The following is a 12,671-nucleotide window of genomic DNA, read 5'->3' on the forward strand; positions in this document are numbered from 1 at the left end:
TCCTTTTACGCCCGGCTGCCCGTCAGAATCGACGGCAGATAAAAACGAACGATTTCATGAATTTGCTCCTGCGTCGGCTTATCCGCCCGGTCGTCGCCGGCAAGGACGCCGTCGATAAACATGTAGGTCAGCAACATGCCGACAAAACCCCGGGCAGCAATCTCCACATTGTCGATCTCGACATAATCCGACTGCTTAGCCATTTCCAGCATTCGTTCGACATTGCTCAGGCCCCGAAGCGGGACCGCCTCGCGGAAAAGACGCGCCAGCTGCGGATAACGGACCACCTCGGCGACGACGATTCGTGCCAATTGCAAATAATCCGCCTTCATAAAGTAATCGATCAACTGTCCGGCAAAATAGCTGAGCGACGCCTCGATTCGATCGGGAGTAGAAAAATCAAGCTGATCGAGGACAACGGTAAACCCGTCGTCCGATAATAGAAAAAGTTGATGGCGAATGACGCCGAACAGCAATTTATCTTTACCTGAATAATAACTGTAGATTGTCTGTTTCGAAACACCGGCATGTTCGCAGATGTCGTCCATACTCGTTCCGTCAAATCCCTGCTGAATAAATAATTCTTTTGCCGAGCGAAGAATCTGATCTTTTTTCTTCCTTGCACGTTCGTTGGCAGGTTCGCTCATTGGAGATCACTCCCATATAGTCAAACTGTACCGTTCAGTTTGATTATAAACGCTTTCAAATCGAAGATGTGAAGAAAGTCGACGTATTCATAAAATTGTCGAATTTTGGCATTTAGAGGGTGAACTCATATAATTTGTTCCTGATCACGAGGATATGTACTGGCTTAGTATACCTGCGTCACAAAGAGGGTTAGGGCAAAACTGCTCATCATCATGCGTCTCTATTATAAGAAAACATAATTCTATTCACGAAAAAGCGGCGCCTATCTATGAATAAATGCTTAGCGGTGTTCTGCCTGCTGATCGATCGATCAGCGGGCAGAAACGGCAGGAAGTGAGTCATCATGTTGGTTATTCACCGTCGGTCGGCATGGCAGTGAATCAATTCGTCAAGTTCATTATCCTATAACAGAGAGACGCATGCTCGAACCGTTCCAATGTGCCGTCCCATGATCCTTCCGTACGCTTATAACCAGCTGACAGATCAAAAATAATGGATAGACAGCTTTATCATTGTTATGATGCGTTTAAAATTGAGACTGAAAGCATCCTTTTAATGCTCTGCAAATCGATTTACCATTCCCATCATAACAAGCAAAAAGAGACATTTTTATATAATTGAATAGCTTTTAAAAATATCGATGATAAGTGGTTTATAATGAACAGGAATGCAGCACAATTTCAAAACGAAAGCATCGTTTTATTATTAACCAATGCCAATGGATATAACACAAAACGAAACGAAAACTGTTCTGTCGGTCTAGACACCTTCATTTATACACTCGTGACAGATTGAAAGTAATCCTAATGTGTCAGGTAGGCAATCCGATGCAAAAAAATTCTTTTGAACAACGCGTTATCAACGCTCAGTATAAATTAAATGAAACAGAAGACGCTCTTGTCGATTACATCAAAAAGCATGTCCGGGATGTGGCTGGGATGTCGATCAGCGAACTTGCTCGTCACATATATACCGTACCCAATACCATCATGCGGTTTTGTAAAAAATTAGGCTACTGTGGGTATGTCGAGTTGAAAATTGAATTAAGAAATGGAATTGATGATCAATCTGTCAATATGAGTACAAAAAGCAATCATCAGCAAGAGTGGCTTCAGCGGACGTTTTTGCTAATTGATTCTCAACGTGAATTGGATATTGTCAGTCAACTGCACAGGGCACATAAAATCATTTTTTTTGCTGTCGGAGAAACCGCTTACGTCGCCAGCAACTTCGCACATATGTTTAATGCAATCAACCAGAAAACATCATTCGTGACCTATGAAAACCAAATTATCTATGAAATAGATAATGAAGAAAACATCCTCATATTTCTAGTGAGTCTGTCAGGTGAAACTGCTCAGGTTCTTAAAGTAGGAAAACAAGCGAAGCAAAAAAATCATTATCTGGTAACTCTTACACATTTAACTAAGAATTCTTTAGCTAAAATGGCTGATACTGCACTTTATTGTTACTCCCCCCATAAGAATTGGCATGGATACAATCTTACAGATAAGATGCCTCTGTTTATCATACTCAATTCCCTTTTTTATCGTTATTTTAATACCATTGTGTAAAATTACACACTACGACATATTCAGCGTGATATGTCGTTTATTTTTGCCCAAAAATGAATTCGCTTTCTTTGCCGGTGATATAGTCTAGTTGAAAATGAATGGGGGGATTGAAATGGACCTAACGAAAGCAACATCACCGGGTCTAATTTACTTGGATGTCGATTTAAACACAAAGGCCGAGGTATTCGATTTCTTAGTTGATAAACTTTACTCGGCTGGAAAAATTAAATCCAAAAAAGATTTTCTCAAAGCAGTCTATAATCGTGAAGAGGAATCAGTCACAGGTTTAGAAAACGGGCTGGCTATTCCGCATGGAAAATCAGATACCGTCATTGAAGCAGCTTTTGCCGTGGTCAGGACAAAGAATGTCGTTACAGATTATGCGAGTCTGAATCCGGATAATCAGGTGAGATTAATATTTTTATTGGCCATTCCCAATGCAGAAGCAGGTACGACACATTTAGAGTTATTAGCCGAATTAGCTGCCAGAATGGCTGATGAAAACTATAGAAAATCTTTAATGAATGTGGCAACTGCCGATGACATGTTTCATTTGCTTGGCGAACGGTTAGAAAAAAAACAACAAAATAATATTGATAAAAATAAGCCGTCGATTGTAGCCATCACTGCTTGTGCTGCCGGTATCGCACACACATACATGGCTGCGGAAGCCCTTGCTAAAGCAGCAGCTGAGCGCGGCATTGACATTCATGTCGAAAAACAGGGCGCCAAAGGACTTGAGGATAAAATTACAAAATCACAGGCAGCTAAGGCCTATGCAGTAATCTACGCGCACGATGTTGCTTTAAAAGAAACCGAACGATTCAAAGGACTGCCAAAAGTAGATGTACCTGTGGCCGATCCCATTAAGAATGCTAATAAAGTGCTGGATTTTGCACTTGAAAAAGCGGCTCATTTCGATCCGGCTCAACGCAATATTGAGATTACCGAAGAAGAAAAACCGACAAAAAGATCATTTATGACTGAACTCAAAGATTCAGTACTGACCGGTATTTCTTACATCATCCCTATTATTATTGCAGGCGGTATGATCTCGGCAATTGTGGTATTGATTACACAAACATTTGGACTGCAGACTGTATTGTCGGACCAGCATAGTTGGTTATTCATACTAAAGACATTAGGCGGCAATATGCTTGGAACCTTAATGGTACCCGTTTTATCAGCGTATATGGCCTATTCTATTGCTGACAAGCCTGCCCTTGGCCCCGGGTTTGCCGGCGGACTGGCCGCTTTAATGATCAATAGCGGATTCTTAGGAGGTATGCTGGCTGGCCTAATAGCAGGATACTTGTTGAAATGGATGAAAGAGCATATTAAAAGTAAAGGAGTTTTTTCCGGCTTCATAACTTTTTGGATATATCCAGTTATCGGTTCCTTAATTGTCGGTGTATTGATGCTGTTCGTTGTCGGAAATCCGGTTGCTGCTTTAAATACCGGGCTCGTTCATTGGCTGAACGGACTGGCCGGTGCAAACGCTTTGTTATTGGGCGGAATTATAGGCGTGATGGTTTCTTTTGATTTGGGAGGGCCGGTAAATAAAGCGGCCTATGCATTTAGTCTCGGTGCTATGGCAAACGGTAATTTCGCTCCGTATTGTATCTTTGCATCCGTTAAGATGGTATCGGCATTTTCAGTTTCAGCAGCCTGCTACTTGAAAAAAGATATATTTACTAAAGAAGAACGTGAGATTGGCAATCAAACGTGGATTCTCGGCTTAGCTGGGATTACTGAAGGGGCTATTCCATTTGCCATGGCAGACCCCATTCGGGTCATCGGATCCTTTATTGCCGGCTCAATCGTTACAGGTGCAATAGTCGCTTATTTTGCTGTCGGACTGAGTGTTCCCGGAGCCGGGATATTCTCGATGTTCTTATTAAAAGGCGGAATAAGTGGATTGACGAATGCCATTATCTGGTTAGGAGCAGCGTTAATTGGTGCCATCATTTCTACTCTATTGTTAATTGTGACAAGGAAACAAAAATTAAATAAACTTGCAAAACGAACTGTTTGAATCTGTTTAACGATGAGAAGAGGAATAAACAGACATGATAATGAAAGAAAAGCAGATACACATTGTCCCGCACATGCACTGGGATCGCGAATGGTACTTTTCAACTGAAGAATCACAAATACTGTTGGTTAATAACATGGATGAAATTATGGATACGCTTGAACAACATCCTGACTACCCGACTTACGTTCTTGATGGGCAAACCGCTGTTTTGGAGGATTACTTCAACGCGAAGGCTGAAAACTATGAACGGGTTAAGCAATTGGTCCGTGAGGGACGGTTGAAAATAGGTCCATGGTACACGCAAACCGATGAAATGGTTGTCGGCGCCGAATCAATGACCCGCAACTTATTGTACGGAATAAAGGATAGTGAAAAGCTGGGAAAACCGATGATGATTGGTTACGTACCAGATTCTTTCGGGCAAAGTGCTCAGGCGCCGCAAATTTTGAACCAATTTGGCATTAAACATTCAATTTTCTGGCGGGGAATGTCTGAAAGACATGGCACAGATAAAACCGAATTCAAATGGCGGTCTGCAGAGGGCTCGGAAGTAACCGTCCAGCAATTTCCGCTAGGTTATGCTGTTGGTAAGTTTCTGCCGACAGAAAAGGAAAAACTTAAAGATCGTATCGATAAGTTATTCTTAACCCTTGATAAGAGAGCGACAACGAATCACGAATTAATTCCGAATGGCCATGATCAAATGCCGATCCAGCAAAATATCTTTGAAATTATAGATGAACTAAATGAAATTTATCCGAATCGAAATTTTTTCTTAAGTACGTATGAAGCAATTTTTGAAGTGCTGGATCAAGAAAAATCACTAGCAACCATTCAAGGTGAGCTGATAGATGGAAAATATGCACGCATACATCGCAGTATTTACAGCACACGGATGGATTTAAAAGCAGCAAACACACGAATCGAGAATAAAATCACAAATATTTTGGAACCGTTGGCCTCCTTAGCAAAGTCAGTGGGTATCCCATATCAGCATGGCCTAATGGAATTAATTTGGAAAGAATTGATGAAAAATCATGCCCACGATAGTATCGGTACTTGCTGTTCGGATAAAGTTCATCGTGAAATTCTAGCCCGTTTTCGTAACACTGAAGAACGAGTCGATCGTCTGATTGATTTTTATAAACGAAGAATGGCCGAAGCAACTCCAGTGTCACTCAATAATGATAAATTAACACTTTTTAATATGAGCCATAAGACGGATCCCAGCTTGGTAACAACTACAGTCATTACAAAGGCTCCGGGTTTTAAACTACAGGCACCTAATGGTGAATTTGTTTCATATGATTTAATTGCAAAAAACGTTATTGATCCGGGAGTCATTGACCGCCAAATCGTTGCACACGGTAATTATGAACCCTTTATCGGGTATACGATTCAGTTTGAAAGAGCTTTACCGGATATAGGCTGCGAAACATTAGAAGTCATTCCGGATGCCGAGGTAGAAATTGACACGAAATTAACCTCTGAGATTAAAACAGATTATTACAAAATACATGTCAATCATGACGGAACAATAGATTTACTCGATTTGGATTCTGGAGAACGATACCGAAAGGTTCTTGTTTTAGAAAATCAGGCTGATGATGGTGATGAATATGATTTTTCACCATTACCTGATGATAAGCCAATATACTCCATAAATCGTGTAAATGCTAAATATCACATTATGGAACATCTATTTACCTACGAGGTCGATATTTACTATACTCTAAGTGTGCCGGCAAATTTATCGGAGAGGCTTCGAATGAACCCGAAAACAGCAGATATCAACGTCAGGCTTCATTTGCAAATTCATAAGCATGATCGAACGATATCTATCGAGGTCAATCTGAATAATCAAGTTAAAGATCAACGGACTAGACTTTTAATTCCAACAAACACTGTAGCAGAATTTTCTATTGCAGATAATCAATTTGGCCAAATTCATCGACCCGTTGTCGATGATGCAATGAACGTTTGGCAAAAAGAGAAATGGGCAGAACGTCCTGATGCAATTTATCCATTCCTCTCCTATGTCAGTCTGAGTGACACTCGGACAACGACCACTGTCTTCACAAACAGCACGAGAGAGTATGAAATGATTGGGGAAAACCACGGTACGATGGCCATAACTTTGCTCCGTAGTGTAGGTGTGCTCGGTAAATCCGATCTAGTTCGACGTCCGGGACGTCCCTCGGGCATCAACGCGCCAACTCCGGATTCCCAACTATTAGGTCATCTCAAATTAGATTTAGCTCTGAGGATGGATCCAGAACCCTTTGAAGATTGCGAGGTCGCTGAGTATGCAAAACGGTATCTGACACCTGTTATCGCTTATAATCAAATACCATTTCAAGCCATGCACTTGAATCCGCCGGCCGTACGGGCTTCAAGGGTTGAAGCATTAAACTTGCCGAGAATTGGCCGTTTAGTCATTTCAACAATCAAAATATCTGAAAAGGATGACTCAATTTTATTGCGGCTATTCAATCCAACAAACCGGGCAGAAAAACTTTCTGCAGATTTCCAGAAGCTAACCTTTTTAAATTTGAACGAACAAGTAACGGGTCCATTGGTTGAAGTGAAGCCAAATCAGGTCATTACAGTCAAGCTGAGGTGACCGCTCATAGATAATTTAAATGGCTAAAACATTAAATCGTTTTAGCCTTCTTTTTTGGAGGTTAATTTTAATGAGGGCTTTAATTGCGATTGATTCATTCAAAGAATCGTTTACAAGTATGGAAGCAGCCGAACTGGTTGAAAAAGCATTTTCTCAATATGGTATTAAATCCCGAAAAATAGCCATTGCCGACGGAGGGGAGGGAACCGTTGCGGCTTTTTTACATAACAAACCCGGCGGTGAATTGATTAAAGCAAGCGTTCACAACCCTTTTGGTATAGAGATTACTGCTGAATTTGCATGGTATGCCAAGGAAAAAACAGCGATCATCGAGGTGGCGGCAGCATCGGGGATTTGTTTTATTTCAAAAAGACCTGATCTAACGCCCCTGGAAACATCCTCCTATGGAACCGGTGAATTGATCGCCCAGGCAGTTGGTATGGGAGCAAAGAGAATAATTGTCGGACTCGGCGGAAGCGGCACGATTGACGGAGGAATGGGTCTGCTCGGTGCTCTGGATGCTCGATTCTTTGATCCAAACGGAAATCAATTAGATCCAGTCGTAAGAAATTTATCCAGAGTTTCTAAAATCGATCTGACACATTTAATTACGAAAAACATCACTCTAATTAGTGCAACGGATGTAGACAATCCGCTGACCGGTAAAACCGGTGCTGTCCATATGTTCGGTCCGCAAAAAGGGCTGAGTGATGCCAATACGGCCGTGATGGAACAGCTTCTTTTAATTTATTCAAAGCATTTGGATCCTCTTCATTCGGGAATGTACCCTGGAGACGGTGCTGCGGGAGGAATCGGATTTGCCCTTCGTATGATTGGGGGTCAAGTGGAAAATGGATTTGCGGTTTTAGCAATTGAAAGTGAACTGGATAAGCTTATTCAAGATACCGATCTTGTTGTGACCGGAGAAGGCCGGCTGGACGAACAAAGTTTACACGGAAAGGTACCGATTGCAGTCGCTCAATTGGCAAAAAAAGCAGACAAAAAATGCATCGCTTTCGTTGGTCAGCAGCAAGGAGAGTCAGCTGCATTTCAAAAAGCCGGTTTGACCAGTGTCTTCCCTATTACCGACTCTATTACAAATATTGATCAAGCCATGCGTGAGGGAAAAATCAATTTATTCCGATGTGCATCACGAGTTGGAGCACGCTTAAAGATAGATGCAGCTTTTAGTTAAACCATAATGGCTCCATTCCTTCGGCGCCCAGATGCACGGGAGATAACATGGGATGTACCGGCATTCTGTGGGGGAAGTCAAACGGCCTCATGAATGACTAGCCATACCAGTATTCACATATTCCATAGAGTATGTTTCATTTCAGTTTCTTCGATATTCTTTAGACATGTCTTCTTCCTGAAGTGAATCAGCAATCTTTTCAATCTAAAATCTCCTGTCCATTTCTGAACAGGAGATGATTTTATCTAAAGAATCGGAATGATGCATTTAAAATGAGCGATGATCCGACTTTTCTTGCCGCTGTCAGCTTCCCAGCTCATTCGCATATGGCTGAGTATTTCCCGAAAGGATATGCAGAACTTTGCTGCCCATCACAACGATGCGCTTGTTGACCGTATTGTTTTGATCCTTCATCTCCAATAAAGCAACAAACTCGTCGCCCTTTTGACCTTTGATATTCTTTCCTTTAATGACGCTGACCGCATGGAATTGCTGCCGAAATCCGCCCACGGAGATTTTTTCCTTTAATCCTTTTATTGATGTTCGGGCTGCAAATTGATCAATCGCCTTGTATTGTTTGGATTTATTGCCGCTGTACAGGCCTTCTGTAAAATCGACCGCTGTTTTTTCTTGCGCCGTCAGTTTATTGGCCGGAATGCTTTTGACTTCCCGGACGGACTGGCTGCCGCAGGCTGCTAAAGAAAGCAAGAGTACGATGCCGCACAGGACGGCCAAGATTTTTTTCATAAAAAGGATCCCCCCTTTTTTCTTTCATTAAACTTTCGCAGCCTTGTTTAAAATTGTGGCGTTCGGTGAATAACCGTAAATGTCGGATTAAAGAACTTTCCTCCTGAAAATTGGTCAGCTGGATTCACCATTTTTTACGAACAAATGCTTTTAACCTTTCTTTTTTTGTCTCTCGGCGTCGTATAAACATAGAAAATCAGCATCAGAACGGGCAGCAAAAATAACAGGTAATAGCTTTCGGTACTCAGATAAGGTTTTTTCTGAATGCTGTATACCTGGAATTTCAGTACCGCATTCTTAATGACTGAACCGTTTTCCATGAAATAGCCGCCGGAATAGATGCTTCCCCGGTCATAACCGTTCCCATACAACGATAAATCAAGCCTGGCCTTGCCTGTGCCGCTGACTTGCCGGACAGTGATCTGATCCTCCGTCTTTGATTGCTTCGTCTTTACTGTCGAGAAGATTAAATTGTGCTGCGGTTTCGCCTGCGCACTTGTAAAATTCTCAGAAAATAAACGCCGATGATTGCTCAGATCCGTGACGGAAAAATTGTAGATACCCTTCCCCTGTCTGTCGCGGATATTCATAGACACATGGGTAAACGGCCCGGTTGCCCGAAAAGTCTGACGGATTGTGTGATGTGTGTCGACAAAAGCACTCTGCAGCCCCGCCGTTGCTTCCTGATCGACAATGTATTGCTTTTGCACCGTTCGATTTTGCGTATAACCCGGCAGATTGATCCAGGCGCAGACGATGACTCCCGCCAGCAGAACCCCGGAAAGCGACAGCTCGATCAATCTCCCTTTTGATATCTTTCCGGCCCGGGAATTCGCCATTTTTTGAATTCTGAACAGCAATTCGTCAAAACCGAAGACGGCGCCAAGGAGCATGAACGGAGTGAAGAGCAAACTGTACCGCGGCTCCGCCTCCCAGAGAAAAGTATAAAAGAGAAAGTTCCCGAACAGACAGATCTGGATCAGGAGATTCAGGCGGATCCGCTTCGTCCTCAGGTAATTCATAACTGAAAAGATCAGCAAGAAAATGGTAACCACATAAAAAATTTGAATGATATAGAGTATCAGCCGATTCTGATGGCCGAAAAGATATTGATAGGCCGTCGTCGGATGGGCAGAGATCCGGGTATAGAAATCGTATTCTTTCGCCCCCATCCCCCATGTCCCGCCGGTCTTCATTACCCAGAGATAAAGGAGGCCCGATACATTTTTCCGAGCCATTCTTGCTTTGATCTGATTTAGATCTGCCTTTATTTTGGCCTGCCGTGTCGGCTGCTGAAACGTCAGGTTGAAATCCGCACTCGTATATTCTCCATAGCGGGATAATCCGATCATGATCCAGTGTGCTGAAGGCATGGCCAAAGAAGGGTCCGGAATGTAGCCGAGATGCCGATTATAAGCCTGGACAGAATAACATGCTCCGGCCATCATAACGGCAACCACGATCAGATTGATCAACACTTTCTTCGGTTTAAGGACAAACAGCATATAAATCACGAGGGCGGGCAGAAACAGAATAACATTCGGCCGGATCTCATAACCGATGCCGAGAAACAATCCCAATAAAACAAGGAACCTGATCTTTCCGGAGCGATGATATAAATACCAGAGATAGAGGAGCACGGCGGGGAACATCAGTGCCATCGTATCCGTATAAAAGTAAGTGATATAAAGAAAAAGCGGGAAACAGGTCATTGCCATCAGCAGGTAAAGATTAGCCATCTTCTCATCAAACAGGCGCAGAACAAGCTTCCAGGAAAAATAGATACTGATATTTAATACAACAGCACAGGCTGTCTGATCAATAATCGTATAGTCGGAAATATGAACGATCGAAAGCAGACGATAAAGCCAGTACCTGAGCACAGTGATCGGTATGTTGTTCGGATAGATTTTAAAATAAACATCTCCCGATGCGTGGCCGTGCGCCAGCAGATAGAGGGCTTCTCCATATGTATGGCCTCCGTCAATGTTCGGCGGAAGGATTGAATGAAAAAAGATAATCATCGCCAGTTCCATTAACCCGATCGCCGCGCTGAGACAGATCGTCACGATTCTCAATCCGGAACGAGTTAATTTTGAAAAAATACGGTAGACGGCTACAAAAAACAAAAGGACAATCGTCGAGAAAAGCACTAGTGAGAGCGACATACTGAAAATATGCTGGTAACTTTTAATTAACAGCCGATATAAGAGGCTGATCAACAGAATGATAGAAAAACAAATGGCAAAAATAATACTGAAAAGTGAAAGAATCCCCTGTTTGAATCGTAAAATCATGTCCACGTCCTCACTTCGCCATACAACATATGGCTGGTACGAATGCTCACTGCGCATCGATATAATCTTTCGCACAGAATTTCGAAAACGTGAATAAATAAATGATCGTGGCTGCGTCTTTTATTTCTCTGTCCGCCTTTGCTGAAAGAAATCAAATATACCTATACGGATAGATAAAAGCCGGACTCATGAAGCAGCCGAGAAAATCAACCGAAAGTGGGCCTGCCAAAAGCAATAAAACCAAATTAAATATTGATGGACAAGAGGCGGATGAGATGAGATAATCAATGAACAGATTAAGAATAAGCTGTCGAATGATCAAATTCCGGTTTGAATAATTTGTTCACTGAATGATGAGAAAAGATATTTTACATCGGCGAATAAAGCGTTCATGGACCCAGTGCCGATTCGTTTTTGCTCGTTCACTGATCTTCTTAGCTGTATCTGCGCAAATGCCGTCCGGCGATTCATTGAAAAACTTTCAATTGAAACCCCCTTCTTTTTTGTCCCATAATTTTTCTGCTTATTTTGTTGAAAGCACATTCACCTTTGCTCCGACAGTAAACGAAAGGGCAGCCTTCATCTTAAAAAATGGCCAAATCGTTCAAATATTCTGCGTTGGTAGTGCCTCTTGATCTATTTATAAAGTACCTTTTGATAAAAGAACAGACCGATGAAACATCGCAGAAATGATCCGGCACATGTAACTCTTTCGCCGATGCCACATAAGTTTCTTTCTGTACGTAAATGAACATTTTTAAATTATTAACGACTCAGCAGATTTTTCGTGAGACAACTTTTTCCTTTATCTGACTCAGTGCCTGATTTTCTCAAGATTCAGAACTTCCACTTGCTACTCCCTCAGCGTTATTCCGCTGTGTAAACATATATAGTATTTTTTTAATTTAGCAGACAACGTAAAAATGTTAAAATTAAGGAGATGATTTTTATGGGAGCATTTCTAATGAAACAATTCCTTGATCATTATTGAAAAAATGATACGAGTCAAGAAATCCGGGACAACAAGAAGCGGCTTTCTGATCCGCTATTACAGATTTTCAGCGCTTTCCTGATTATGAGATTGGAAGATAAAAGAAAATCATGATTTAATTGTCAAATTGAGTAATGGCGCCGCTCCAGATTATCTATTAACGACTGGGTTCATCAGTCATACTATGAAGGGCTTCTTCTACAATTGGGATCATGCTTTACGAGTTATACGATTCAAAGAATCCCTTTCGATTAAAACAAGAAAAAGGAAATCGCAATGATCAATCATTTAAAATAAGGAGATGAGGTAAATGAACGAAGAACTATTAATAAAAATCACAGAAAAGCTGGACGGGCTGGGAAAAGAATTCGCTGAACTTAGGAATGAGAACAAAAGGCGGTTTGATAATGTAGATCAGCAATTCAGCACAATCGATAAGCGGTTTGATGATGCTGATCAGCGATTCACGGCGATCGGTCAACGGTTTGATGATGTTGATCAGCGATTCACGGCGATCGATCAGCGGTTTGATGATGTTGATCAGCGATTCACGGCGAT

The 12,671-nt window shown here is 42.0% G+C and carries 7 protein-coding genes and 1 pseudogene; 5 read left to right on the forward strand and 3 right to left on the reverse strand.

From position 1 onward, the window contains the following. Positions 1–5 precede the first annotated feature (5 nt). Complete coding sequence (locus tag Q6A92_RS04330) at positions 6–647, reverse strand: TetR/AcrR family transcriptional regulator (RefSeq protein ID WP_274398169.1); 642 nt, start codon at positions 645–647, stop codon at positions 6–8. Positions 648–1,475: 828 nt separating this feature from the next. Here Q6A92_RS04330 and Q6A92_RS04335 point away from each other — a divergent pair. From Q6A92_RS04335 to Q6A92_RS04350, 4 genes are all read left to right on the forward strand, one after another. Continuing rightward, positions 1,476–2,222, forward strand: coding sequence for a MurR/RpiR family transcriptional regulator (locus Q6A92_RS04335; protein ID WP_274398170.1), 747 nt, complete (start codon positions 1,476–1,478; stop codon positions 2,220–2,222). Positions 2,223–2,334: 112 nt separating this feature from the next. Continuing rightward, positions 2,335–4,257, forward strand: a complete 1,923-nt coding sequence (mngA, locus tag Q6A92_RS04340; protein ID WP_332237171.1) for a PTS 2-O-a-mannosyl-D-glycerate transporter subunit IIABC — start codon at positions 2,335–2,337, stop codon at positions 4,255–4,257. A 34-nt stretch (positions 4,258–4,291) separates the two neighbouring features. Then, positions 4,292–6,883 (forward strand): glycoside hydrolase family 38 C-terminal domain-containing protein, encoded by a 2,592-nt coding sequence (locus tag Q6A92_RS04345; protein WP_332237172.1) that lies wholly within the window; start codon positions 4,292–4,294, stop codon positions 6,881–6,883. A 70-nt stretch (positions 6,884–6,953) separates the two neighbouring features. After that, complete coding sequence (locus Q6A92_RS04350; RefSeq protein WP_274398173.1) at positions 6,954–8,078, forward strand: glycerate kinase; 1,125 nt, start codon at positions 6,954–6,956, stop codon at positions 8,076–8,078. Between the two features lie 303 nt (positions 8,079–8,381). Here Q6A92_RS04350 and Q6A92_RS04355 read toward each other — a convergent pair whose 3' ends face one another. Both Q6A92_RS04355 and Q6A92_RS04360 read right to left on the reverse strand, forming a co-directional pair. Further along, on the reverse strand, positions 8,382–8,825 hold the full coding sequence (locus Q6A92_RS04355) for a hypothetical protein (protein ID WP_274398174.1): 444 nt from the start codon (positions 8,823–8,825) through the stop codon (positions 8,382–8,384). A gap of 134 nt (positions 8,826–8,959) precedes the next feature. Further along, entirely contained in the window at positions 8,960–11,122 is a 2,163-nt protein-coding gene (locus Q6A92_RS04360; protein ID WP_332237173.1) for a glycosyltransferase family 39 protein, read from the reverse strand. Between the two features lie 1,301 nt (positions 11,123–12,423). Here Q6A92_RS04360 and Q6A92_RS04365 point away from each other — a divergent pair. Then, positions 12,424–12,671 (forward strand): annotated as a pseudogene (locus tag Q6A92_RS04365) (hypothetical protein); the annotation flags it as partial.

The organism is Sporolactobacillus sp. KGMB 08714, from assembly GCF_036598985.1.
Lineage (GTDB): Bacteria > Bacillota > Bacilli > Bacillales > Sporolactobacillaceae > Sporolactobacillus.

Coding starts and splice junctions, on each gene's coding strand:
- mngA (WP_332237171.1), top strand. CDS start 2,335: ATGGACCTAACGAAAGCAACATCACCGGGTCTAATTTACTTGGATGTC.
- Q6A92_RS04330 (WP_274398169.1), bottom strand. CDS start 647: ATGAGCGAACCTGCCAACGAACGTGCAAGGAAGAAAAAAGATCAGATT.
- Q6A92_RS04335 (WP_274398170.1), top strand. CDS start 1,476: ATGCAAAAAAATTCTTTTGAACAACGCGTTATCAACGCTCAGTATAAA.
- Q6A92_RS04355 (WP_274398174.1), bottom strand. CDS start 8,825: ATGAAAAAAATCTTGGCCGTCCTGTGCGGCATCGTACTCTTGCTTTCT.
- Q6A92_RS04360 (WP_332237173.1), bottom strand. CDS start 11,122: ATGATTTTACGATTCAAACAGGGGATTCTTTCACTTTTCAGTATTATT.
- Q6A92_RS04350 (WP_274398173.1), top strand. CDS start 6,954: ATGAGGGCTTTAATTGCGATTGATTCATTCAAAGAATCGTTTACAAGT.
- Q6A92_RS04345 (WP_332237172.1), top strand. CDS start 4,292: ATGATAATGAAAGAAAAGCAGATACACATTGTCCCGCACATGCACTGG.